This is a genomic window from Xanthobacter autotrophicus (assembly GCF_005871085.1).
Taxonomy (GTDB): Bacteria; Pseudomonadota; Alphaproteobacteria; order Rhizobiales; family Xanthobacteraceae; genus Xanthobacter; species Xanthobacter autotrophicus.
The window spans coordinates 65658-91527 of the sequence record NZ_VAUP01000009.1 but is presented as its reverse complement, the minus strand read 5'-3'; the positions used below and the strand labels follow the sequence as shown (position 1 = coordinate 91527).

14 protein-coding genes are annotated in these 25870 nt (G+C 68.3%); 8 read left to right on the top strand and 6 right to left on the bottom strand.

The features are described 5' to 3' along the window. Nucleotides 1–136 precede the first annotated feature (136 nt). The 6 genes from FBQ73_RS03410 to FBQ73_RS03385 all read left to right on the top strand — a co-directional run bounded on the left by FBQ73_RS03410 (nt 137) and on the right by FBQ73_RS03385 (nt 5575). Nucleotides 137–775, top strand: coding sequence for a TRAP transporter small permease subunit (locus tag FBQ73_RS03410; RefSeq protein ID WP_138398122.1), 639 nt, complete (start codon nt 137–139; stop codon nt 773–775). Nucleotides 776–920: 145 nt separating this feature from the next. Further along, complete coding sequence (locus FBQ73_RS03405; protein ID WP_210236658.1) at nt 921–2735, top strand: TRAP transporter large permease; 1815 nt, start codon at nt 921–923, stop codon at nt 2733–2735. A gap of 179 nt (nt 2736–2914) precedes the next feature. Further along, nucleotides 2915–3589, top strand: a complete 675-nt coding sequence (locus FBQ73_RS03400; RefSeq protein WP_138398120.1) for a zinc ribbon domain-containing protein — start codon at nt 2915–2917, stop codon at nt 3587–3589. Further along, nucleotides 3586–4314: an HAD-IA family hydrolase gene (locus FBQ73_RS03395; protein ID WP_210236655.1), complete on the top strand. Its 729-nt coding sequence runs from the start codon at nt 3586–3588 to the stop codon at nt 4312–4314. The genes FBQ73_RS03400 and FBQ73_RS03395 overlap by 4 nt, the downstream gene beginning before the upstream one ends. A 55-nt stretch (nt 4315–4369) precedes the next feature. Next, complete coding sequence (locus tag FBQ73_RS03390; protein WP_210236657.1) at nt 4370–5146, top strand: ATP12 family chaperone protein; 777 nt, start codon at nt 4370–4372, stop codon at nt 5144–5146. A gap of 54 nt (nt 5147–5200) precedes the next feature. Further along, nucleotides 5201–5575 carry a TfoX/Sxy family protein gene (locus tag FBQ73_RS03385; RefSeq protein ID WP_138398118.1) on the top strand — a complete coding sequence of 125 codons (375 nt, stop codon included), beginning with the start codon at nt 5201–5203 and terminating at the stop codon, nt 5573–5575. Nucleotides 5576–5634: 59 nt separating this feature from the next. On the opposite strand, the gene FBQ73_RS03380 is transcribed toward FBQ73_RS03385, so the two are convergent. Further along, nucleotides 5635–7269 (bottom strand): DEAD/DEAH box helicase, encoded by a 1635-nt coding sequence (locus tag FBQ73_RS03380; RefSeq protein WP_138398117.1) that lies wholly within the window; start codon nt 7267–7269, stop codon nt 5635–5637. Nucleotides 7270–7603: 334 nt separating this feature from the next. Here FBQ73_RS03380 and FBQ73_RS03375 point away from each other — a divergent pair, with 334 nt between their 5' ends. Beyond that, nucleotides 7604–8752 (top strand): MFS transporter, encoded by a 1149-nt coding sequence (locus FBQ73_RS03375; protein ID WP_170218730.1) that lies wholly within the window; start codon nt 7604–7606, stop codon nt 8750–8752. 120 nt (nt 8753–8872) lie between these two features. Here FBQ73_RS03375 and parE read toward each other — a convergent pair whose 3' ends face one another. Further along, on the bottom strand, nt 8873–10903 hold the full coding sequence (gene parE, locus FBQ73_RS03370) for a DNA topoisomerase IV subunit B (RefSeq protein ID WP_138398115.1): 2031 nt from the start codon (nt 10901–10903) through the stop codon (nt 8873–8875). Between the two features lie 392 nt (nt 10904–11295). Between parE and FBQ73_RS03365 the strand changes: the two genes are divergently transcribed. Continuing rightward, the gene (locus FBQ73_RS03365) at nt 11296–11979 is read left to right on the top strand and encodes a response regulator transcription factor (protein WP_342780522.1); all 684 of its coding nucleotides are present in this window, start codon (nt 11296–11298) and stop codon (nt 11977–11979) included. Nucleotides 11980–12013: 34 nt separating this feature from the next. On the opposite strand, the gene FBQ73_RS03360 is transcribed toward FBQ73_RS03365, so the two are convergent. From FBQ73_RS03360 to FBQ73_RS03345, 4 genes are all read right to left on the bottom strand, one after another. Further along, nucleotides 12014–13324, bottom strand: coding sequence for an HlyD family type I secretion periplasmic adaptor subunit (locus tag FBQ73_RS03360; RefSeq protein WP_138398113.1), 1311 nt, complete (start codon nt 13322–13324; stop codon nt 12014–12016). A gap of 12 nt (nt 13325–13336) precedes the next feature. Next, complete coding sequence (locus tag FBQ73_RS03355; RefSeq protein WP_138398112.1) at nt 13337–15043, bottom strand: cadherin-like domain-containing protein; 1707 nt, start codon at nt 15041–15043, stop codon at nt 13337–13339. A 43-nt stretch (nt 15044–15086) separates the two neighbouring features. Continuing rightward, nucleotides 15087–16874: a type I secretion system permease/ATPase gene (locus FBQ73_RS03350; RefSeq protein ID WP_138398111.1), complete on the bottom strand. Its 1788-nt coding sequence runs from the start codon at nt 16872–16874 to the stop codon at nt 15087–15089. Nucleotides 16875–16968: 94 nt separating this feature from the next. Next, nucleotides 16969–25788, bottom strand: coding sequence for a peroxidase family protein (locus tag FBQ73_RS03345; RefSeq protein WP_138398110.1), 8820 nt, complete (start codon nt 25786–25788; stop codon nt 16969–16971). Nucleotides 25789–25870 lie beyond the last annotated feature (82 nt).

Below are 25870 nucleotides of genomic sequence, written 5' to 3'. Positions count from 1 at the left end.
AGCCTTGGGGGCGGTGTTCTCGCGTGCGGCTTGAAGTCGCCGCGTCTTTCCCTATGGTGCCGCGCCAAGGCCCCATGGCCAAACAAGAAGCAACCCGAAAAACGGCACCAGCCGCACGCCCAGGGAAACGATCCTGATGTCAACGCTCCTCGCCCTCGCCCGGGGCATCGACGCCGTGAACATGCGCATCGGCAAGGCGGCCTCGTGGCTGATCCTCGTCGCCATCCTGGTCTCGGCGGCCAACGCGGTGGTGCGCAAGCTGTTCGACCTCAGCTCCAATTCCTGGCTGGAGCTGCAATGGGTGCTGTTCGCGGCGGTGTTCCTGCTGTGTGGGTCGTGGACGCTCATGGACAACGAGCACATCCGCATCGACATCGTGAATGCGCGCCTGCGCAAGCGGGTGCGGGACGGCATCGATATCTTCGGGCACATCTTCTTCCTGTTGCCTTTCTCCATCTTGCTGCTGTGGACCTCGTGGCCCTTCTTCATGGCGTCGTGGTCCATCAACGAGCAGTCGCTGAATGCGGGGGGCCTGCCGCAATGGCCGGCCAAGCTGCTGGTGCCGGTGGGCTTCTTCTTCCTCACGCTGCAGGGCTTCTCCGAGCTGATCAAGCGCATCGCCATCTTCACCGGACGGATGGAGGACCCCAACGAGCGGGAGGGCGGCAGCCATGCGGCGCTCGCGGCCGAGGCGGAGCGCCTGCTCGCCGAGGTCGAGGTTCCCGGCGCTGGCACGCCGGTGGTCCCGACCACTCCCCCCGCCCCCAAGCACTGACGGAGCGCGAGACATGTTCAACGCCCGCCTCGTGAAGGCGCGTTTCGTCGCCGCCGCGCTTCTGCTCGCCCTGGTGCTCGCCGTGGTCCTGCCCGATGTGGCCTTCGCCGCCGAGCCGGGGTTCCGCGGCTGGTTCATCCACAACATGGCGCCCATCATGTTCGGTGCGCTGGTGGTGTTCCTGCTGCTGGGCTACCCGGTGGCCTTCTCTCTGGCCGCCAACGGCCTCATCTTCGCGCTGGTTGGTATCTGGCTGGGCCTGTTCGAGCCCAAGTTCCTGCAGGCGCTGCCGGAACGCGTCTATGGCACCATGAACAACGAGGTGCTGCTGGCGGTCCCCTTCTTCACCTTCATGGGGCTGATCCTCGAGCGCTCCGGCATGGCGGAGGACCTGCTCGACACCATCGGGCAGGTGTTCGGCTCCATCCGCGGGGGCCTTGCCTATGCGGTGATCTTCGTGGGCGCGCTGCTGGCCGCCACCACCGGCGTGGTGGCCGCTTCGGTGATCTCCATGGGCCTCATCTCCCTGCCCATCATGCTGCGCTACGGCTACGACCGGCGCGTGGCCTCCGGCGTCATCGCCGCCTCGGGCACGCTGGCGCAGATCATCCCGCCCTCCCTCGTGCTCATCGTCATGGCCGACCAGCTGAACCGCTCGGTGGGCGACATGTATGAGGGCGCCTTCGTGCCCGGCCTGCTGCTCGCTGGCCTCTATGCCCTCTACATCTTCGTCGTCTCCAGCATCTTCCCCAGCGTGGCCCCCGGCCTGCCGCTGGAAGCCCAGACCCTGCGCGATCCGGACCAGAAGATCGTGCCCTCCCGCGTCCTCGGCGCCATCGCGGCGGCGGGCTTTGCCTTCCTGATCGCCACCGGTTCCCTGCCGCACCTCACCACCGGCCTCATCCCCGGCGTCGCCAACCAGGCGGTGTGGGGCGTGGTGGCTTTCGTGCTGCTCTATTTCATCATGTCGGGCACGGCGCGGCTTCTGACGCCCTCTCTCTTCATCGCGCTCTCCCTGTCCATCGCCGGCGCCATCTTCCTGATGACGGAAACCGGGGTGAAGTTCGGCGCGGATTATGTGGTGCTCACCATGTCCGCCACCGTGGGTCTGGCCTTCGTGGTGGCGGTGATCAACCGGGTGTTCCGCCTCGGCCTGCTGTCGAAGCTCGCCGAGCAGGTGGTGTTCGTGATGGTGCCGCCGCTGGCGCTCATCTTCCTGGTGCTGGGCACCATCTTCATCGGCGTCGCCACGCCGACCGAAGGCGGCGCCATGGGCTCGGTGGGCGCCCTCATCCTCGCGTTTGCCCGTGGCCGGCTGAAGTTCGACCTGATGCGGCAGGCCACCTATTCCACCGCCAAGCTCTCCGCCTTCGTGCTGTTCATCCTGCTCGGCGCGCGCGTGTTCTCGCTCACCTTCTATGGCGTGGACGGCCACAAGTGGGTGGAGGAACTGCTGGTGTCGCTGCCCGGCGGGCAGATGGGCTTTCTCATCGCGGTGAACGCGCTGGTCTTCGTGCTGGCCTTCTTCCTCGATTATTTCGAGCTGGCCTTCATCATCATCCCGCTTCTGGGGCCGGCGGCCGACAAGCTCGGCATCGACCTCATCTGGTTCGGCGTGATGCTGGCGGTGAACATGCAGACCTCGTTCATGCATCCGCCCTTCGGCTTCGCTTTGTTCTTCCTGCGCTCGGTGGCGGCCAAGGTGCCGTACATCGACCGGGTGACGGGCAAGCTGATGCAGCCGGTCACCACCGGACAGATCTACTGGGGCGCGGTGCCGTTCGTCTGCATCCAGCTGGTCATGGTGGCCCTCATCATCCTGTTCCCGGGCATGGTGACCCACTACAAGAGCGGCGGGGTGCAGCTCGACCAGCAGCAGATCCAGCAGCAGTTCGAGAACCTCTCTCCCGGCCTCGACACCACCACGCCGCCGCCGCTGGATCTTGGCTTCGGAAAATAGGTTCCGCCCCGCGCTTGCCCTGCTATGGGCGCATTCGGATCGGACATCACGAGGTGGACATCGTGAGGCGGACGGCATGACGCCGTCCGCTTCCTCGTGCATCTGTGGTGATCGTCCCACGATGCCGATTCGCGGCGGTGCCCCGCGTGCGCGGGGGTGAATTGGCGGAGGTGAATTGAATGAATCCGAGGCCCGACTTCTGTCCCGGCTGTGGGGCGCAGGTCTACCCGGAGGAGGCCAGTTGCCCCTTCTGCGGCCGCAAGCTGCACACCAGCTTCCTGATGCCCTTCCTGGTAGGGCTCGGTGGTACGGCGGTGGCGATCGCATCGGGCGGCCTGGTCTGGTGGGTCATGTCGGCGCCGCCCGCGGAGCCCGAGGCTGGAGCGCCGCAGAGCGCCGTGGTTGCGCCCGCGCCGCAGGCCGAGCCGGCGCCGCGGGCGGCCCTGCCCCAGACCGCTCCTCCGGCCGCCCAGACCTCCCCCGCCACAATGCCGGCGCCGCAGGCCGGGAGCGGGCAGGGTGGCACCCAGGAAGCGGCGCTGCCATTGCCAACGGTGAATAGCCCCGTCGCCGCACCCGCTGCCGACGCGACCGCGCGCCGGGCGTTCGCCAAGAGCAAGCAGGAGAGCTTCGCCCAGAACGGCCTCGACCTCACGGTCACCGCCGGGGGCGAGGAGGCGACCATCCTCACCATCAAGTTCAATTTCCCGGCGAAGACGGCGGCGGAACTGATCGTCTCGGGTCCCTTCCCCAAGCAGTGCGAGCAGCGGGGGTTCCGTCAGGTCCTGTTCGTGGACCCGTCGGGCATCACATGGGTATATGATTTGGCGACCCAGCAGATGACGCAGAAATGACCCCCCCAGCGAGCGAAGCCGACCCCACCCCGGATCCCGCGCCCCTGAAGCTGGTGCTGTTCGATTGCGACGGCACTCTGGTGGATAGCCAGCATATGATCGTCGCCGCCATGCGCGACGCCCATGCGGCCCACGGCGTGGTGTTGCCCGAGCGGGACCGGCTGCTCTCGGTGGTGGGGCTCTCCCTGCCGGAGGCGTTCGCCATGCTCTCGCAGGGCGACCGGGCCTATCCGGTCGAAGCCCTGGTGGATGCCTATCGCAACGCCTTCACCCGCCTGCGCAATGCCGAGCCGCCCGAGCCCATGTTCGAGGGCGCCCGGGAGGTGCTCGACGCCTTACGACAGCGCGACGACCTGGTGCTGGGCATGGTCACCGGCAAGGCGCGGCGCGGGGTGGACCGGGTGCTCAAGGCCCATGACATGGAAGGCTGGTTCACCACCATCCAGACCGCTGACGACGCGCCCTCGAAGCCTCATCCGGCCATGGTATTCCAGGCCATGGGGGAGATCGGTGCGCGGCCGGAGGAGACGGTGGTGGTGGGCGATACCACCTATGACGTCTCCATGGCCCTGCAGGCCGGGGCATCGGCCCTCGGCGTTGGCTGGGGCTATCACGAGGTGGCGGATCTTCAGCGGGCTGGGGCGGACCAAATCGTCCACCGGTTCGACGAGGTGCCCGCCGCCATCTTCGATCTTCTGGCGCGTCGCCGCGCCATCGCCGGATAGGAGACGGATCATGGGTGATCCCTCGGGGGCTGACTCCACAGCGGGCAGCCAGACCATGCGCGCTTTTCTGGAGGACATCGAGGAGCCGGTGGCGGGGGACGATCCCATCGCCCGGGCCCGTGCCGCACAGCGCACGCCGCTGCCGAAGCGCTTCTATACCGATGTCAGCGTCGGCGAGGCGGAGGGCGGCTTCACCATCCTGCTCGACGGCCGGCCCGTGCGCACCCCCGCGCGCGGCCTGCTTCTGGCGCCGACGCGCCCTCTGGCCGAGGCCATGGCTGCCGAATGGGCGGCGCAGGAAACCGAGATCAATCCCTTCATCATGCCGCTGACGCGCCTCGTGAACGTCGCCCTCGACCGGGTCGGCCCCGAGGCCGAGGCGGTGCGCGAGGAGGTGGTCGGTTATGCCGGGTCCGACATGCTGTTCTACCGGGCCGAGAGCCCGCAGACGCTGGTGAACCGGCAGGCGGAGCAGTGGAACCCGGTGCTCGACTGGTTGAGCGGCAGCCACGATGCCCGCTTCTTCCTTGCAGAAGGCATCCGCCATGTCGCCCAGCCGGACACGTCCCTGGAGCGGGTGCGGGCGCTGGTGCCGCAGGCCCCGCTGAAGCTTGCCGCCGTCCATTCCATCACCACGCTCACCGGCTCGGCCCTGCTGGCGCTGGCGGTGGCGGAAGGCGCGCTGGATGTGGATGCCGCCTGGGCCGCCGCCCATGTGGACGAGGACTTCAACCGCGAGCAATGGGGCGAGGACGAGATCGCCACCGCCCGCCGCGCGGCTCGCCGCACCGAGATGGATGCGGCCGCCCGGCTCTTGGCGCTGATCACCTGATCGGGACGGCCGGCACAGGGCCTTTGGGGGCAAAGGGACTTGGGGGGCAATGGGATGGACGAGGACACCATCGCCGACCTCTTCAGTGCGTTCGGCGACGTGCGCACGCGGCGCCTGTTCGGCGGCCGAGGCGTTTATGCCGACGGGCTGATGTTCGCCATCGAGGTCGGCGGCACCCTGTATCTCAAGGCCGATGCCGACCACGCCGCCCTGCTTGAGAGCCGTGGCTCGGTCCCCTTCTCCTACCTCGCCAAGGGCGCCGTGCGCACCATGACCGGATTCTGGTCCGTGCCGGAGGCGGCGCTGGATGACGGCGATGACCTTGCCGCGCTGGCCCGCCGCTCCCTGGCCCTTGCCCGCGCGGCCGCCGCACGGAAGCCGGCGAAGACGGCCGCGACCCGGCCCAAAAAGAAAACCCCGCGCGGCTGACCGGCGGGGTTGTTCCGTGTTGATCCGCCGGCGCTCCGGAAGGCGCGTCGGCGAGAAGATCAGCCGGCCTTCACGCGCACCGGGCGCAGCAGGAAGGCGGGCAGGTGGCTCATGTCCGCAGGCTCGGCGGCGGGCGCGCGTTCACGGCGCACCGGACGGGCCTCGGGACCATCCTCGCGGGCGGGGCGACGGCTGCGTTCCTGCCGTTCAGGACGCGGCGTGCGGGTTTCCGCCTCCGCGCGGACTTCGGCGGCCGGGGCTTCACGCTCCCGGCGGGGTTCCCGCTCGCGACGGGGTTCACGCTCCGGACGCGGTGCACGTTCGGCACGAGGCTCGCGCTCGGGGCGCGGCTCGCGTTCTGCCCGGGGCTCGCGGGCGACACGGGGTTCGCGTTCCGCCCGCGGCTCCCGTTCCGGACGCGGCTCGCGCTCGGCACGGGGTTCACGTTCAGCACGCGGCTCGCGCTCGGGACGGGCCTCGCGGGGCTCCTTCTCCACGCGACGCTTGCCGCGCAGCCGGCCGCCATCCTCGCGGCGTTCCCGCCGTTCGGACGCGGGCGGGGTATCGCCCAGGGGCGCACCGTGCCAGGGCACGGCGTTGCCAATCAGCTTCTCGATGGCCGACACCGACTTGGCGTCGGTGTGGGTGACCAGCGTATAGGCGGTCCCGGCGCGGCCGGCGCGGCCGGTGCGGCCCACGCGATGCACATAGTCTTCCGAGTGGTGGGGCACGTCATAGTTGAAGACGTGGCTCACCGCCGGAATGTCGAGCCCGCGGGCCGCCACGTCGGAGGCCACCAAGAGGGTGGCCTCGCCGGCGCGGAACTGGTCGAGGGCCTTGATGCGGGCGTGCTGGTCCATGTCGCCATGGAGCGCCACGGCGTTGAAGCCGTGCTTCTGCAGCGAGCGGTGCAGCACCGCCACGTCGCGCTTGCGGTTGCAGAAGATGATGCCGTTCTGCAACCCGTCGCAATTGCGGATCAGCTCGCGCAGCACCTCGCGCTTGTCGTAGTCCTCCCGTCCGGAGGCGACCAGCATGTGGGTGACCGTGGCGGCGGTGGAGGCCGGCTTCGACACTTCCACCCGCACCGGATTGGACAGGAACTGCGACACCAGGCGCTGGATCTCCGGCGGCATGGTGGCCGAGAAGAACAGGGTCTGGCGGGTGAAGGGCACGAGCTTGCAGACGCGCTCGATGTCGGGGATGAAGCCCATGTCCAGCATGCGGTCGGCCTCGTCGATGACGAGCACTTCGATGCCGGACAGGAGCAGGCGTCCGCGCTCCACGTGGTCGAGCAGGCGGCCGGGGGTGGCGATGAGCACGTCCACGCCGCGTGCCAGCTTGGAGTCCTGATCGCCGAAGGACACGCCGCCGATGAGCAGGGCGACGTTCAGTTTGTGGTTCTTGCCGTAGCGGGTGAAGTTCTCTTCCACCTGCGCCGCGAGTTCGCGGGTCGGCTCCAGGATGAGGGTGCGGGGCATGCGGGCGCGGGCCCGTCCGTGCTCAAGCAGCGTCAGCATGGGAAGGGTGAAGGCGGCGGTCTTGCCGGTGCCTGTCTGCGCGAGGCCGAGCACATCTCGGCGCGCCAGCACATGGGGGATGGCCTGGGCCTGGATGGGCGTCGGCTGCGTATAGCCGGTGTCAGCGACTGCCGCGAGGACCTTTTCGCTCAGGCCGAGTTCGGAAAATGACATTGCATCTTTTGGATGCGGCGGCGCGCCGCTGATCGAACGTCCCGTGCCGTACGGGCTCAGACGAGGGGTCGTCGGTCGGCGCGCTAGATTCGACATATCTCGGACGACGCATAGCAACATATGAAAATTGTGCGCCGTGTCAATGTTTTCCGGCCGCGTTCACTGATCCGTCCGAAACCGATGGTCATTAAACGCCCGATTGACGTTCCATACCGCAGGCGGCATGCGCTTCGGGAATGCATGGTCGTCATGCCATGCATTCGCGGCAAGTCTTGCGACTTGACCGCCGGAGCACCCGGTCGCAGGGATGAAAGACCTCATCCGGCGGATCTTGATGCCCTTTCTTCTCGTCCTCGGCCTAGCGGCCTTCGCGAGCGCATTTTCCATGCGCGCCGTCGATCCGATGCTCAATATCCTCGCTGCGGACCTGAAGGTGACGTTACAGGAGGTGGCGCTTCTCGCCAGCGCCTTCACTCTGCCTTACGCGACGATGCAACTCTTGTTCGGTCCCATCGGTGATGCGGTGGGCAAGGTGCGGCTGATCCGCTTCAATCTCGCCATGCTGTCGATGGGGCTCGCGGTCTCGGCGCTGGTGCCCGGCCATCCGGAACTGCTCGTCGCGCGGATGGTGTCGGGGGCCTTCGCCGGGGGCATCATCCCCGTGGTGCTGGCGGCCGTGGGCGACCGGGTCCCTTACGACCAGCGTCCGTTGGCATTGAGCCGGGTGCTGCTCGCCCTTGTGTTGGGTCAGCTGGTGGGCTCGGCGGCGGCGGGGTTCATCGCGGAATATGCCGGCTGGCGGCCGGTGTTCTGGTGCGCGTTCGCGGTGGCCGCGAGCGCCACCCTCGCCGCCCTGGTCGGGATCAAGGAAGACCGTGCCCGCAAGCCCCTGTCGTTCCGCGCTGCTCTCGCCAGCTACCGCGCGGTGCTGAAGAATCCCCTGTCCCTGAAGGTCTATGCGGTGGTGGCGGTAGAGGGGGCGCTGACCTTCGGGGTGTTTCCGCTGGCGGCGCCGCTGATGGTGGAGCACGGCCTCGGCGATGCGGTGGAGGCCGGCCTGGTGCTGGGCGCCTTCGCCATCGGCGGCGCCTTCTATACCTTCGCCGTGCCGTTCCTGGTCCGCCATCTGGGCCTCGCTGGCATGGTGGGCGTGGGCGCGGCGAGCGTCGGCGCGCTGCTCATGGCGGCGGCGATCGGACCCAATCTCGCGGTGGTGATCACTTTGTTCGCGGCCTCAGGCTTCGCCTTCTACATGATCCACAACGTGTTGCAGATCCTCGCCACCGAACTGTCTGTCGAGGCGCGGGGCTCGGCGGTGTCGCTATTTGCCTCGGCCTTCTTCGTGGGGCAGGCGGTGGGGGCCATCATTCTCGCCCATGCGGCGGGATTTCTGGGCGCAGCGCCGGTGTTCGCGATCGCGGGGCTCGGCATGCTGATCCTTGCGGTGCCCGCGAGCCTGCTGCCGCCGCGCAAGGCCGGGTGACGGCGGGCGAAGGCGAGGGGGGCGAGGCGGCGAGGGAGACGCTCAAACGGCCGCGCGGGCTTGACCCTTGGGCCATGAGGCAAGCTCAGAGGCCAAGGGTGTCAGATGTCCAGATGGACGTCAGATATCCAGCAGCGCCTCGCCGGCGAAGGCGGCGCGCTCGGAGATGAAGGCGAAGCGCGCCTCGGGCTTGTTGCCCATGAGCCGTTCCACGAGATCCGTGGTGGCCGCCTGCTCGGCGTCCTCGATGGTGACGCGCTGGAGGGTGCGCGTGCGCGGATCCATGGTGGTTTCCTTCAGCTGCGCCGGCATCATCTCGCCGAGGCCCTTGAAGCGGCCCACCTCCACCTTGCCCTTGCCGGTGAATTCCTTCTTCAGCAGCTTTTCCTTGTGGGCGTCGTCCCGCGCATAGAGCGTCTTGGCGCCTTGGGTGATGCGGTAGAGCGGCGGCACGGCAAGGAAGAGGTGGCCGTCCTCGATCAGCTTCGGCATCTGCCGGAAGAAGAAGGTGACCAGCAGCGAGGCGATGTGCGCGCCGTCCACGTCCGCGTCGGTCATGATGATGACCTTCTCGTAACGCAGATCCGCGTCGCGGTAGTGGGAGAGGGTGCCGCAGCCGAGCGCCTGGCCGAGGTCGGCCAACTGCTGGTTCTGGGCGAGCTTGTCCCGGGTGGCACTGGCGACGTTCAGGATCTTGCCGCGCAGGGGCAGCACTGCCTGGGTCTTGCGGTCCCGCGCCTGCTTGGCCGAGCCGCCGGCCGAATCGCCCTCCACGATGAAGATCTCGGAGCCCGCCGCCTCGGTGTTGGAGCAGTCCGCCAGCTTGCCGGGCAGGCGCAGCTTGCGTACGGCGGTCTTGCGGGAGACTTCCTTCTCCTGCTTGCGGCGCAGGCGCTCCTCGGCGCGGTCGATGACGTGCTCAAGCAGCCGGCTGGCCTGGACCGGATTGGCGGCGAGCCAGTGGTCGAACGGATCGCGCAGGCCCTGTTCCACGATGCGGGCGGCCTCGGCTGTGGCGAGGCGGTCCTTGGTCTGGCCCTGGAATTCCGGCTCGCGGACGAACACGGAGAGCATGGCGGCGCAGCCGGTGGTCACGTCGTCGCCGGTGATGACGGAGCCGCGCTTGCCCTGGCCGGAGCGCTCGGCGTGGTCCTTAAGGCCCTTGAGCAGCACAGCGCGCAGGCCGTTCTCATGGGTGCCGCCGTCGGGGGTGGGAATGGTGTTGCAGTAGGAGGATACGAAGCCGTCGGCGTCCGCCACCCACGCCACCGCCCATTCCACCGAGCCATGGCCCTTGGGCTTCTGGATGCGGCCGGAGAAGATGTCCGAATGCACCAGGGTTTGGCCTTCGAGGTCGGCGGCGAGATAATCGCGCAGGCCGCCGGGGAAGCGGAAGCTGGTCTTCTCCGGAACGCCCTCGACGCCCTTCAGCAACTCGGGGTCACAGGACCAGCGGATTTCCACGCCGCCGAACAGATAGGCCTTGGAGCGCGCCATGCGGAACACGCGGGCGGGCTCGAAGCGGGCGGAGGGGCCGAAGATCTCCGGGTCGGGATGGAAGCGCACGCGGGTGCCACGGCGGTTGGTGATACGGCCGACTTCCTTGAGCTTGCCCTGCGGCAGGCCCTTGGAGAAGCTCTGGCGGTAGAGGGTCTGGTTGCGCGTCACCTCCACCTCGAGGTCGTCGGAGAGCGCATTCACCACCGAGATGCCGACGCCGTGGAGGCCGCCCGATGTTTCGTAGACCTTGCTGTCGAACTTTCCGCCGGCGTGCAGGGTCGTCATGATCACTTCGAGGGCCGACTTGCCGGGGAACTTGGGGTGTTCCTCCACCGGAATGCCACGGCCGTTGTCGGAGACGGTAAGATAGCCGTCGGCCGCCATCTGCACCTCGATGAAGGTGGCGTGCCCGGCCACCGCCTCGTCCATGCAATTGTCGATCACCTCGGCGAAGAGGTGATGCAGCGCCTTCGAATCGGTGCCGCCGATATACATGCCGGGCCGGCGCCGCACCGGCTCCAGCCCTTCGAGCACCTCGATGTGCGCGGCGGTGTAGTCGGCGTCCATCGCGGGCACGGCGGCTGCCTTGGCCGGCTTGCCGGCGGGCTTCTGACGCGGGGTGGAACCGAAGAGATCGTCGGATTGGGACATGGAACCTGATTAGCCGAAGTGGAGGGGCGAGGGCAGTGCAAATCGTCGCGTCGTCTCCGCCAGGGTGCAGCGCATCATGGCCGCCGCCGAAGAGTGGTTCGCCGGAACCTCGAATGCAAGCCCGCACCTTGCGTTGCGTGAGCTTGACCGTCCATCGAGGGTCAATCCTGCGACGCGAAGATTAACGAAGGCTGATGCCAATTCTGGGTTCAGCGTGGAGTTGAATAGGTTGCAATGCAGCGTAACCAAACTGACATATTTGGAGGATAGCGAAGTAATCAATGGGCGGCAAATGGTACCGTCATGGGTGCAATCTCTAGTCGCAATTTGAGAACTTGAAGGTTTTTCTTTAATGCTTATAGTGAAGCGTCTCGACGGGTTTCAGTCCGGGGGTGTGTAGCGTGAGCGCAATTACGGTTGCGGTCGTGGACGACCATCCGATCGTTGTCGAAGGGATCGTGACGGTTCTCGAAAAGACGGGAACGTTCAGCGTCGTCTCGACCGGCAGTGGTGTGAACGACATTCTCGGGAGCGCCCAAAGCCACGGGCCCGACGTGATCGTCGTGGACCTCACCATGCAGGGCGATGTGATAGGTGCGGTGGCTCGCGTGCGCGAGGCGTTCCCCGCGACCCGCATCGTGATCTTCACCGCTTCCGGCAGCGCGGAGCTGGCCGCCAAGGCGCTCGGCGCCGGCGCTTCGGCCTTCGTGCTGAAGGGATCGCCGCAGGGCGACCTGATCCAGGCCATCACCTGCGCCATGGCCGGGGAAACCTACATCACCCCGAGCTTCGCGGCGCGCATCATCGCCGAGCTGGAAGCCAAGGCCCGGCAGCTGCGCGCCCGGCAGTCCATGCACCTGTCCATCCGCGAGGACCAGATCGTCCAGTTGCTGCTGCTCGGCAAGAAGAACAGCGAGATCGCGCGGGCGCTGGCCCTCAGCGAGAAGACGGTGAAGGGCTACATGTCCACCCTCATGCAGAAGCTGCATGCGCGCAACCGCGTCGAGGTGGTCATCGCCGCGCAGAACCTCAACGGGGTGCCGGATTCTGCCGCCGTGGCCACCCGCGGCACCTGAGGTGACCCCGCCGGTACCGGGGCGGTGCCGGTCCTCACTGTTCGCGGAACGCCCGGTTGAAATGGTCCGCCAGCGGCTTCGCCAGATAGGCGAGGGCGGTGCGCTCCACGCCGGAGATGAACACCTCCACCGGCATGCCCGGCACCAACTCGCGGTCGCCCAGCTTCGACAGGTTGTCTTCGATGGCGATCTCCACGATATAGGAGACGGTTCCCACCACCGGGTCGCGGATAGTGGCTGGCGAGACCTGCGCCACCCGCCCGCGCAATTCGGGCGTGGTGTTCTGGTTGAAGGCCGAGAAGCGCAGCCGGGCAGGCTGGCCGCGCTCCACCTGGTCGATGTCCGTGGGGGCCACCTTCGCCTCCACCCGCAGCCGGGCGTCGGCGGGCACCAGTGTCACCACCTTCGCGGCAGGTGTGACGACGCCGCCGATGGTGTACACGCTCAGCTCGTTCACCCGGCCGGTCAGCGGCGCCCGCAGCTCGGTGCGCGAAAGCCGGTCCTCGATCACCATGCGCCGGTCATTCAGCTCGGAGATGCGGGACTCGAGCGTCCGTAGCTCGCGCTGGGCCTCGGTGCGGGCATTCTGGTCGAGGGCGATGATCTGTAACCGGGCATCGGTGATCCGCACGTTGGCGCGGGCCATGGAGGCCTCGATCTCGCCCTTCTCGCCGTTGATCCGCGCCCATTCCCGGTTGAGGGCGTGGACGCGGCTGCCGTCGGTCAGGCCCTTGTTGAACAGGTAGAGCACCTTTTCGCGCTCAAGGACGAGCAGATCGGTTTCCTCGATCTTGGCGGAGCGGCGGGCATCAAGCCCGCGGATTTCCTCGCCGGTCTGGGCGATGGCGAGTTCCAGCTGTTCGGCCTGGCTCCTGCGGGTGAAGCGGTTGCCCTCGAACAGGCGGGCCTCGTCGCGGGTCACCAGCGCCACGTCGGGCGAGAGGGTGTGGATCTGGCCGGGGAATTCGATACGCTCCAGCCCGTCGCGCTCGGCGATGAGGCGGGCGCGCCGCGCCAGCAGCTCGATGAGCTGGACCCGCACGATGGACAATTCCGCCCGCGAGGCGGTGTCGTCGAGCCGCAGCAGCATTTGCCCCGCCTGCACCAGGTCGCCCTGCTTCACGGCGATTTCGGCGACGATGCCGCCGTCGCGGTGCTGCACCTCCTTCAGGTTCTGGTCCACCGTCACCGTGCCTTGCGCGATCACGGCGCCGTTGAGCCGGGCGTAGGCGGCCCACCCGCCGCAGCCGGCGAACAGGATGACCGCCAGGAGAAGGCCGGCCACCACATGGCTGCGGAGCTGGAAGATGGGCTCGTCACGGGACAGATCCGTTTCCTTGCTCATGATGGTTCTCCGTCAGGCCAGGGCCAACGCGTCGGGGGCGGGGAGCGGCACCATGGCGTCGGTGTCGTCCGGCGTGGGGAGGGCCTCGGCCGTGGCTGCGGTGGGGAGCGGCGTCGCCTCCGCCTGGAACGCATAGGGGCGGGTGTCGCTGCCGGTGCCATAGGCATCGGCGAACAGCTGGTCGGGGTCTTCGGTCGGGGTCGAGGGCGTGTCCGAAACAGGAGAATCCTGGACCTGGAGCCTGTCGCCCACCTCAAGGTCGACGATCTGGCTGACCGATTGCTGGGGCGTGTCCGCGGGCGCCGCCGCGAACACGAAGCTGTCCGCCTCGGCTGGGGCGAGGGCGCTTTCGGCTGTGGTGTCCGCGCCTGCGCTGTCGGTTGGTGCGGCGTCGGCCTGCGTTGAGGCGGCCATCAGGGTCGCGTCCGGGACCGGCTGGTCGGTCATGGCCGGGGCGGTCGCGACCTCCATGGGCGTCGCCGGCGCCGTCTCGATGGCGGTGGTGGTGCCGCCCGCCGGCTCGTTCGCGGGTGCCGTCACGTCGCCCCCGCTGGCGACTGCGGCGGTCTCGGCGGCAGGCGTGGCCCCCGCAAGGACGGTCCCGGACGAGACCGCGTCCGCAGCAGGTGTCCCGCTGGCTGACTCATCGGTGCTGGCGGCACCTGCGCTTCCCGAGTCGGGATGATTTGCGCGGGCCACCACCGCCGCAAGCCCGGCGAGGGCCGGGTCGGCGAGGGCGTGGTCGCCCGAGACCTCATCAGGTTCGTCCGGCTCCTCGCGGCCTGTGGCGGGCAGGGCGGCGAAGGTGGTCGACGGAAGATCAAGGCGGCTCGCCTCGATGCCCTCCGGGTCGATCTCGAACACGGCATGCTGCGGCACGCCTGCCATGCCGTCCGACACCACATAGCTGAGGGTGACGCGCTCGGTGGCGCTCGGCGGCGGGAGATAGATCCAGCCGCCCGTGGCCGGAACCAGCATGCCGGCGGAGACGACGGGCGTCTGGACGTGCAGAGCCTGCCCGTCGGGGTCATTGGCGCCGGCCAGCAGCGCGGCAAGGGGAATGAAGGCCGCTTGCGCAACCGAGATGTTGGGCAGGGTCACCGGGTCGCCCACCCGGGGCGGGCGGTTGCGGCTGGTGTCGTCGTCGCCCTCCTCGTCGCCTTCGGACTTCGCCGGGGCTTCACCGCCACCTCCCCCACCTCCCCCACCTCCCCCACCACCTCCTCCCCCGCCGCCGCTTGCCGTGGGCAAGGCTTTCCGAGGCGCAGGGCTGTCGGCCCCGGCAGAGTCGGGGAGGGGGACAGGCAGGAGGGCGGGGTCGTCCGATGGGCCCCGCATGGGCGCGCCGGATCGTCCAAGACGGCTGGGCATGTCGACTTGCATGGGCGCGTCGGCGAATGCCGCCGTTTCCGGCAGGCGGGGGGTGAGAGGTTCGTCGTCCTCGCGCGCCGGCGGCTCTTCCGGCGTGGTGGCTGCGGATGCGGGGGAGGTCTCGGGCGCGGGGGCCTCCGCCTCGTCGCTGGCGGGCGTCGGGCTGGGTGGGGGCTCGGGCTTGGCCTCGGCACCGGTGGTTCCGGCGGCGAGAAAGGAGAGCGCCCCGGCGAGGCCGGCGCTGAACAGGACGGCGACGCGCCCGCCCGCCTTCTCGTCGTGGGTCCGGTAGATTTCGGCGGGTGTACATTGCGCGCCGCCGACGCGGGTTCCTTTCACGATGATCATGGCACGCTCCCGAACTCATGTTCCCGAATTCACGCTCCCGAATTCACGCTCCGATGGCCTGGAGGGGTGTCTGGGCGCCGTCCTGCGCCGGGGCGGCCCGTGGCCTGTCGGCCTGCCGGCCGTCCACCGCCTCCAGCCGCAACACCTCCTCCTTCGGACCGAAGGCCGCGAGGCGCCCGTTCTGAACCAGTCCGACGAGATCCACCGCCGCCAGCGCGCTTGGCCGGTGGGCCACCACCACGCAGATGCCGCCGCGCGCGCGGATCGCGGTGATGGCGTCCCGCAGCGCCGTCTCGCCGTCGGAATCGAGATTGGCGTTGGGTTCGTCCAGCACCACCAGGAAAGGGTTGCCATAGAGCGCGCGGGCAAGGCCGATGCGCTGGCGCTGGCCCGCCGAGAGCGCCGCGCCCTCCGAGCCGAGGGGGGTCTGGTAGCCCTCGGGCAGGCGCAGGATCATCTCGTGGACCCCGGCGGCCTTGGCCGCCTCCACCACCGCCGCATCGTCGCGGACGCTGGCGAGGCGCGAGATGTTCTGCGCCACGGTGGCGTCCAGCAGGCAGACATTCTGCGGCAGGTATCCCAGATGCCGGCCGATGGCTTCCTCGGTCCATTGGCCGATCTCCGCATCGTCGAGGCGCACGGCCCCGCGCAGGCATGGCCAGATGCCGGTGAGGGCGCGCACCAGCGTGGTCTTGCCCCCCGCGCTCGGCCCGATGATGCCGGCCGCTTGCCCGGCCCGGATCTCGAAGGCGACCTCGCTGAGCAGCACCTGTCCGTTGCACGGCGCGGCCACCGTGATCTTCTCCACCTTCAGGGAGGCGCATGGGGCGGGCAGCTCCATTCGCTCGGGCAGCCTGCCGAGGGCGACGATGGTCTCCTTGAGGCGCCCGAAGGCCTGCCGCGCGCCTACGAAGCCGCGCCAGTTGCCGATGGCGAGGTCCACCGGCGCCAGCGCCCGGCCGCCGGCGACCGACGCGGCGATGATGCCGCCCGCCGACATGTCGCCATGGATGGTGAGATAGGCGCCGAGGCCCAGCGTTGCCGATTGCAGCACCATGCGCAGCACCCGCGACACCGCGCCGAACGCGCCGGTGAGGTCGTTGGACCGCGTCTGCAGGGCGAGGTGCTCCATGTTGGCGATGCGGAAGCGCTCCACGGCGTCGCTCGCGAAGCCCATGGCCTTGAGCACCTCGGCGTTGCGGGCGTTGGAATCGGCGATGGTGTTGCGCACCAGCGCCGCCTTTCGCGTGGCCACCGCGTGGCGGCGCGACACCAGTTCGCTCGCCAGCGCCAGAACGGTGAGCACCACGGCGCCGCCCAGCACCAGCGCGCCGAGCCAGGGGTGCAGGATGTAGACGAAGGCCACGTAGATGGGCACCCACGGCAGGTCGAACAGGGCGCCGGGCCCGGTGCTGCCGAGGAAGTTGCGCACCGTGTCCACGTCGCGGCCGCGCTCGATGGCCTCGGTGGTGGAGAAGCCGAGGCGCGGCATGTCCACCACCACCTTGTGGGCGATGGGCGCCACCGACCTGTCGAAGCGCGCCCCCACCCGCACCAGCACCTGCGAGCGGATGAGGTCGAAGGCGCCCTGGAACACATAAAGCCCGAGCGCCAGCACCGAGAGCGCGATGAGGGTCGGGATGCTGCCGGAGGTGAGGGCGCGGTCGTAGACCTGCATCATGTAGAACGAGCCGGTGAGCGCCAGGATGTTGATGACGCCGGAGACGATGAACAGGAATACGGCCATGCTGCGGAAGCCGGCCGTCAGCTTTTTCAGGTCGTTCTCTCGGGCCGTGCGGGATCTGGCGGATGCGTTGGAAGAGGTCGCCATGGTGGGCCACCCTGATGAACCCCGGTGAGGGGACGCGGGGAATTGGGGGAACGCGTGGAAAAGGCGGGGGCTGGGGCGCCCCCGCCCGGAACGATCACAGCACGAGGTGTTCCGGCTTCACCTCATGCCGCCCCGCGATCTCGATGCGGAAGTCGGCGGTGGCATCGTTGTCCACCGAACCCGCGATGACGGTGACCTCCCCCGCCTCGGTGGTCTCGACCGTGACGGCCACCTGCGCCGGTCCGCTGAGCGGGCCGTTGACCAGCGTGAATGCCTGGTCGCCCGTCATGCCGCGGTTCGCGTCGATGGCGGAGAGGTCGATGCGGTCGCCGGGCTCGAAGCCCAGGATGGTGTCGCCATCCGCCGCCCGCGCCGAGCGGAAGACGAAGACATCGTCGCCCTCGCCACCGTCCATTACATTGGCGCGGCGGCCCGCGACGATGGTGTCGTCGCCGGAACCGGTGGCCACGTTCTGGCCCTCCCGGCCGCCCCATCCGCCCCAGCCGTGATGGCCGTGATGGCCGTGGCCGCCATCGCCCCGCTGGTCGAGCGTAACCGTGAGGTCGGCGGTGGCGTTGGACTGGTCCAGCGTATGGTGGGCCGGCATGCTGCGCGGTCCCTGCCCGGCGTCCGAGGCGTCCGGCGCACTGGTGGCGGCGAGGCTGGGAAGGCCATCGTCGTCATCATTGCGGGTGTCCTCCCTCCGGTCGAACCGGCTGCGGTGGTGCCCGTTTCCGTCGAGCCGTCCGCCGGATGGCGCGTCGCTGGCGTCTTCGGTTCCGCCGGTTCCGCCGGTGCCGGCAACGTGCGTCGTGTCCGGCGTGTCGTCGTCCGCATGGCGCGGGCCGCGATCGTCGCCGAAGCGGTCGAGGAAGGCGGTGATCTTCTCCATGAGGCCTGCCAGGGCATCGCCGCCGCGCCCGCCGAAGAGCTGTTCCAGGAAGGCCGCGATGGCGGCGGCCGGAGTCTGCGGCGTGGACGGCGCCGGGGGCGTGGGGGTGTCATCGTTCTCCCCGTCGTCGTTCTCGGCGACGTCATCGTCATCGTTTCCGGCGGTGTCGCCCGGGTCGGCTTCGTCGTCTTCATCGTCGTTCCCGGTCCCATCCTCCTCGTCCGCGTCTTCGGGCGTTTCGGTGTCGAAGGCGCTTTCGGCGAGGCCCTGAAGGCCGGTATTGCGCAGGATGATGTCCGAGAGCTCCTGTCCGTCGATGAAGTCTTCATAGAAGTCGAAGGCTTCGACGCGGTCCTTGTAGTAGAAGCGGTCGGCTTCCTGGAGCCGGTCGAACTGCTCGTGCAGGATGGTCCAGAAAGTCTGGCCCACCATACCGCCGTTCACATGGGTCTCGGCCAGGGCGCCCACCCACAGGTCCACCCGGTCGATGCCCTTGACGATCTTCGCCCCGTTGTCGCCGTCGAGGAGCGTGATGTCCGGATTGACGGCGACGAAGGCGGCGATCTCCTCCGGCGTGTCCAGCACAAGGTCGGGATAGGCGGCCTTGAACTGGGCGATCACCGCGTCGGAGAGGCCGTTGCGCTGCTGGAAATCCTCCCACGATGCATAGGCCGTCATGGTGCCGGCAAAGCCCACCGCCTCCTGTACATAGGGGTCGGTGGAGGCGGCGAGGTCCATGCGGACCTGGTTCAGGGTGCCGAGGCCCACGTCGCGGCCGCGGGCAAGGTTGAAGGAGAACAGGTCGGCGTTGAGCCGCACCAGGTCGTTGCGCACGGCATCGACGATGTTGAAGTCCACCGCCTCCGCCGGCTGGCCGACGATGCCGCCGATAATGGCGTTGACGCCCAACTGCTCGTAGCCGGGCTGCGGCGTGTAATAGCCGGTGGGATCGGTGGTGAAGGCGCTCGCGTCGTCGGTGGGGTTGAGGAAGGCGTCGAACAGCGCCACCTGCCTCGGCTGGCCGTTGGCGTCGAGCACGGTCAGGGTCTGGCCGATCAGCGAATGGCCGAACCGGTAGGCGGCCGCGGCGAACTCGTGGGAGATGCCGGGGTCGGCGTCCGGATTGTAGCCGCCATGGCCGTGGTCGCCGTCGCCGCGCATGCCACCCAGCAGCTTGTCGGCGAACTCGGTGAAGACCACGCGCTGGTATTCCGCCTCGTTGAGCACTTTGGCGGCGTCGAACAGCTCCTGATCGGTGCCGTCGAACCCGGCGGCCTTCAACTGGTCCACATGGAAGTTGTGGTTCCGCGCCCAGATGGTGTGCACCGAGGTGAGTGCGAAATTCTCGTTGGTCCGCCCGTCGCCCGCCACATAATTGTCGAGCAGGTTCATGAACGGGTTTGTGTCCAGCAGCAGCGCCTGGCCCGAGCCCATGAAGTCGCTCGCGAGCTTCGCCACCACGTCGGAGTTGAAGCTGCCGTCCGGATTGAAAAGATCGGCCGTGACCCCTGGCGAGACCTCGAAATCCGTGAAGAAGTCGCGGAAGGAGGACGTGCCGCCGGGCAGGGATGGGTCGGTGAAGACGGTGTTGTTGTCCCAGTGGTGCTGGAGCGTTTCCCGCAGGGTCGGCAGCAGGGCGAAGGTCGGGCTGGAGGGGTCCGGCGCGCCCTTCAGGAGATAGGACGAGAGCCCGCCCTCGCCATCGCCCTGCCGCAGGAACTGGCCGACGAGCCCATGCGAGCCATAGGCCTGGTTCTGGTCCACGAAGGCGGTGGTCTTGTTGACGTGCTGCGGCGTGCCGTCGGCATCGAAGCCCACCACTTCGGCGCGGGTGAGGTCGGCCGGATTGCCGGAGCCCGGCGCCCCGGTGCCGGCCCCGCCGATGGCAATCTTCCCGTTGGCCGCGTTCTTGGCGATGAAGTCGAGGCCATGGTCGAAATACTGGCCGAACGCCATGAAGAAGATGTTGGCGCCCTCGGCATTGGTCGGCAGGCCGGCTTCCTGGGAGCCGATGAGGTTGGAGATGGTGCGCGGGTCGAGCCCTTCGAAGATGGGGTTGAGGGCGCGGTTGCCGGTCGCCGTGTCCAAGTCGCCGTAGCGGGCCTGCGTGAGGCGGAGGAACAGGGTGTCGGACTTGCCGTAGTCCGGATTGTCCACATTGTTGCCGGAGCCGGAGATGGTGCGCGGTCCCAGCCCGTTCTCTGCATCGTCATCGCCCGGGAAGGGCAGCAGGCCGGCGATAAGCTTCTTCAACCCCTCGATGTCGGGGGGGGTGAGGGCGAAGGCGCCGGTGGGGCCTCCTTCATTGGGAGCACCACCAGTGCTGCCGCCGCCGGACGTGCCGGGGGAGCCCGTGAAGCTGATGGACGAACCGTCGAACACGTCCTGCGGCCGCGGCGTGCCGATGACGGTGTCGCTGCCGCCGTTGGAGCGGAACACCACCCGGTGCGCGGAGGTGAGGGCCCGGATGTCCACCGTGTCGTCGCCCGCGCCGCCCTCCAGCGTGATGGTGCTGGTGGAGAGCGAGGTGGTGCCGAAATTTCCGTGCGGCACAAAGGTGTCGCCGCCGCCGAGGCCGTTGATGACGATCTCCTCGACATTGTCCAGTTCGGCGATGACGGCGGCTGTGTTGGTGCCGTTGCGGGTGATGACGATCTCGGTCGTCCCGGCGAGCCCGGTAATGCCGGCGGCGGTGGCCTCCGCCACGGTCCAGATGTGGAACGTCTCCGAGGTGCTGTCGCCGGCGATATGGACGGTGTCTGTTCCGGCGCCGCCGTCCATGAAGTCCCGTCCGTCGCCCACCCGCCACAGGATGGTGTCGGTGCCGGCGCCGCCGTTGGCGGTGTCGTTGCCGGCGCCGCCCACCAGAATGTCGCTGCCGCCGTTGCCGTTCAGTGTGTCGGCGCCGGCGAAGCCGAGCAGGATGTCGGCCCGGTTGCCTTGCAGGATGCCGGTGCCGCCGTTGAGGGTGTTGGTGGCGCTGGTGACCACGGTGTAGTCCGTGCCGGCGAAGCGCATCTGCTCAATCGCGGTCAGCGTGTCCGTGCCCTCCGCCCCGGTGAGGTCGGTGACCACGATGTCGGCGCCCGACTGGGCGAAGGTGAAGTTGCGCGCGCTGCCGGCGTAGGCGGCGGTGTCGGTTCCATTGCCGCCGCGCAGCGTATCGTTCCCGGCGCCACCGTTGAGCGTATCGCCGCCGCCAAGGCCGTCGAGCACATCGTCGCCCACGCCGCCGTTCAGCGTATCGTTGCCGCCTACCAGGCCGAGGAACCCGCCGGGGTTGCCGCCGGTGGCGATGTCGTCACCGGCGGTCCCGGCGAAGGTGTTGTTGGTGCCATTCGCGCCAACGAACAGGTCGCCCACCACCCCGGTCGGGGCGGACGTGACGCTCTCGCTGTAGCCGTCGCCGTCGGTGAAGGAGACGGCGACGCGTAGCAGCGCGCCCACCTGGGCCTGGGCCGGCGTGAACGCCGCCGCGGTGCCGCCCTGGCCGGCGGGGATGTTGGTCCAGGTGGCGCCGGCATCGGTGGAGACCTGCCATTGATAGGCGAGCGGCCCCAGTCCATTGGCATCGGTGATGCCGGCCACGTTCACCGTCAGCGCTTGCCCCTCGGTGGGGGTGAGGTCGCTGATGGCAGGCGCGCCAGCCACGGGGCTATTGGGATCGGGGAAGAGGTCGGCCACCGTCACCGTTCCGTCGGCGAACTGGATCAGCTCCATGTTGCTCAGCCGGTCGGTGTCGTCGGAGACGCGGGCGCGGCCGGTCCTCGGGTCGATGACCCCGGGCGTGACCGTCACATGGGTGACCGTGACCGTGCCGTCCGCATTCGGCGTCAGGGTGTAGTTCTCCTGGAGGTCCCAGAAGACCGCGGTGTCCACGGCACCGGGTGTGGTGTCGGTGAGCACCTCGCGCACGATATGGAGCTGCGAGGGCGAGATCTTGCGATCCACCATCAGCTCGAACACCGACTTGCCGGCCCAGTCCGCGTTGGCGAAGTTCGTCGGGAAGACGTGGGAAAGGCTGTCGATGGTGGCAATCTCGTCGGCGGCGGTGTTGGCGGCGCCGGGCGCGGTGATGCGGATGCGCACGTTGAGCCAGGCGTCGCCGTCCAGCACGTCGTTGCCGCCATTGCCTTCCAGCAGGTCCGAGCCGCCGCCGCCCAGCAGGATGTTGCCGCCGGTAAACGCGATGATGGCTTCCAGCTCGGCGGCGCTTGCGCCCACGGGAGCGGCCGCCACCAGTGGGCCAAGCAACTGGCGCAGGCCGTCGATGCGGTTGACGCCCGCCTGGGTCAGCTCGTCGTTGAAGAAGACGCCCTCGTTGACCGCGGTCACGGGTGCGCCGGGCACCGGCGGCGTCGCGGTGCGGTCGTCGCCGATGAGGGTGTCGTCGTTGTTCCAGCCGGAAAGGGCTTCCACCTTGTCGAAGCGGTTGCGCAGGATGTCCTGCTGCTCGGTGGTGAAGATCTGGATGCGCATGTCGGCATAGCCGTTGATGTTCGCACCCTGGAACGAGGCCCAGTCGAAGCCGAACATGCCCTCGTTACGCATGACGCTCTCGCCCTGGACCATGATGTCGTCGCCGGATTCGGCGTCGAAGTCATGCTCGTCGGAGCCGGCGAACATCACGTCGTGGCCGATGATGTTCGAGTTGAAGAACAGCTGGGAATTGTCGCCCGCCGTGGTGTCGAATCCGGCGCCGGCCTCGATCCAGTCGTCGCCTTCATTGCCGAGCAGGAAGTCGACGCCGGCGCCGCCGAGGATGAAATCGTCGCCCTCGCCGCCGAACACTTCGGTGTCGTCCACGCCGACGAAGATGGCATCCTTGCCGGTGCCGCCCATGAGGATGTCGAGGCCGTTGGAATTGGCGATCACGTCGTCGCCGGCCTCGCCCTTCAGGAAGTCGCCGGTGTCGCCGGAATCGGTGATGATGTCGTCGCCGGCGCCGCCATTGACGAGATCGACGCCCGCGCCCGCCTCGATGCGGTCGTTGCCGGCGTCGCCCCAGATGGAATCGTCGCCGAAGTCGGCGATGATGATGTCGTCGCCATTGGTGCCGCCGAAATTGACGTGCTCGCCGCCGGTGAAGCGCAGGTAATTGGTGTCGAGGCCCGGGGTGGCCGGATTGTCGCGCTGCACCTTGCCGAGGCCCATGCCCTCCAGCACCGGGTCGTTGCCGGTGGGGTCGGGCTCCAGTTGCATGGCGACGTTGACCTCCAGATAGTGGTCGTAGCGCGCGAAGACATCGATGCCCAGATGCCGCGCCACGATGTCGTCCGGCGTGCCGCGGATGCCGTCCGGGCCGGGATCGGCAAGATCGGTGTTGGCCAGGATGACCTTGGAGAAGGAATTCTGCTCCAGGGCGTTGAGGAAGTTCAGGCCCTGGGTGCGGGTGAGGTAGTAGAAGCGGTCGCCGTCCTGCAGGTTTTCCAGCTGCGCCTCGAACACGGCGTTGAAGGTGGAGCCAAGCATGCCGCCGAACGGCATCTCCTTCTCCGCGAGGCCGCCGATCCACAGGTCAATGGCGTTGACGCCGGTTTCCGCCGCCGGGCCGTTGAGCCAGGCGATGCGCTCGGCGCGCTCGGCCGCCGTTTCCCCGGCGACGCCGAACACGAGGTCCCACGCCGCCGCGCGCTTGTCCTCGGACGTGGTGGCGGCGGTGATGCTGGCGTGGGTGCCGTAGGCGGCGATGAAGTTCACCACCGACAGCGGGTTCTTCAGGTTCGCCGCGAACTCGACCCAGTTCTCGTAGGGCGTGAGGAAGCTCGATCCGGTGGCGGCATAGAGCTGTGCCCGCGCGTCGTTCAATGTGGGAACGCCGGTGTCGCGGCCACGGGCGATGTTGATGGCGGCAAGATCCAGCGGCAGGCCCAGCAGGTTGTTGCGCAGGGCGCCGGTGACGAACTCGTCGATTTCGTTGCCCTGCTGCATGGACATGCCATGGATGAGGGCGGCGGTTGCCTCGTCCGCGGTGCCGAGCCCGGCGAAGGCGGTGGGGTTCAGGAAGGCCTCGATGAGGCCCATCTCCGTCACCTGTCCGTTGCCGTCCACCATCGCGATGTTCTCGGTGAGCATCGAGTGGCCGAAGCGATAGACCGTGTGCGCGAACTCCGCGAAGATGGCGGGATTGATGTCGGTGACGCTGTTGAAGACGAACGGGTCGATGGCCGGCTGGATCTTCCTGGCGAATTCTTCGAACACCAGATGCTGGTACTGCATCTCGGTGGCAAAACGCGCCGCCTGGAACAGGCGCTCGCCGTCCCAGCTCAATGTGTTGGCATAGTCGAGCTGCTCCAGCTTGGTCATTTCGGCGAAGCCCGCCGGCAGCCCGGAGATGTCACCCGCAAGCCATTCATTGATGAAGGCGGTGTCCCCGGAATTGAGGATGGTGAGCTTCTGCGCGTCCACCTGCCGGTTGTGCTCGGAATGGAAGACATGGTGGACGGCGGTGAGGCCGATATTCTCGTTTCCGCGCCCGTCGCCGGTGATGTAGTGCAGGTTCAGCAGTTCGCCGTCATAGGCGCCGGATTGGAGCGCCACCTCGGCCCCGTCGATGACGCCGTTGCCGTCCAGGTCGCCGTTGACGACACCGTCCGCATCCTCGCTCTTCAGCGCCCCGGTCTGGCTGTTGATTGGGCTGGCCGCGTGGGCGATGTCGTCGAGGAAGGCGTGCCCGGTGCGGATGGCGCCCGCCGTGAAGGTATTCACCGGCGCATCCGCCGTGCCCGAGACTACCACGTCGTCTGCCGTGTTGGGAACGCCGTCGGTGCCGAGGCCGACGATGACCTGCGCGTAGCCGTCCGCGTTGGGAATGAAGCGGCCGTAGGCATCGGTGCGCAGCAGGGGCAGGTTCACCACGTCGCCGTCGGTGAGCGCGATGCCGAGCATCTCCCGGGCCTGCGCCTTCACATCGCCCCAGGTGGGCAGGCCGCCATCGGCGCCGTTGAGCAGCCGGCCGGTGGCCACGGTCTTACCGTCCGGGCCGGTGGCGTATTCGCGGAGGAACACCTGGTGGGAGGGGTGGGAGGTGTAGGTCTGGTTCTGGTCCACGAAGGGCGTGGTGGTGTTCACCGCCTCGTGGGTGGTGTCGTCGGCGGTGCCCATGACGCCGTCCGCCCCCGGCCCCGCGACCGGGGTGGAGCGGGTGAGCACCATGAAGGCGTTCTGCGGCGACACCTCGTCGCCCGAGCCGGCGATCCCGTCCGGCCCGTGGGTGACGAGGGGGTCGTCGGCGGCCAGAGGCACGAAGATGGTGCCGTTGCCGCCCTTGGAGATCAGGTCGAGGCCGTGGTCGAAGAACTGGCCGAAGAAGGTCATCCAGCTGCTGAAGGGCGCCGACAGGCCCTCGTCGGGCGCCACGTTGGGGATGACGAGGGAGCCGTTCTCGTGCTCAAGCCCCTTGGCGGCCAGCAGAGCGTCGAAGGTCGCCTGCGCGGCGTCCTTCGATGCCTGGTCGGCGCCGGGGTCGGAGAGCACCGCCATGAGCGCGGCGTGGCCGTCGCGCACCTGCTCGAGATCGCCGCCGGCGCCGTAGATGGTGGTGGAGCCGGCGAAGGTGAGGGCGGCGACGATGGCGGCGGGATTGTTGAAACTCATGTCGGCCACGAGGTTCGAGATGAGCCTCGGGTCCGCGTCCGCCACATTGCCGGCGGCGCCATAATCGGTATTGGTGACGGTGCCGCCCGGTCCGAGATTCATCTGGTCGCCGTCGGCGTCGTTGATGAAATTGGGGTCGAGCATGCGCGGCATGGGCTGGTCCGCCGCGCCCCACGTCTCACGGCCATCGATGATGTTGTTGTAGGTGCCGTCCACCGTGCGCAGCCCGAAGGGCGTCTTGGGATCGGGAATGGCGCGCGGCGCGTTCGGGTCGAACGCCGGGGACAGGTACCAGGCGGGATCGGCGATCACGTTGCCGTTGGCATCGAGCCGGATGTCCGTCAGCGGGATTCCCGCCGCATGGGCCTCCGAGATCTTGATCTGCTGCAGGATGAATTCGAGATCGTTGCGGACCAGCTGGACCATGACGCCCTCCGTCGGTGACAACCCTGCACGCGAAAATTCTTCCCCGCAGGGCACAAGACTTTCAGCGGTGCGGGGATGTTTC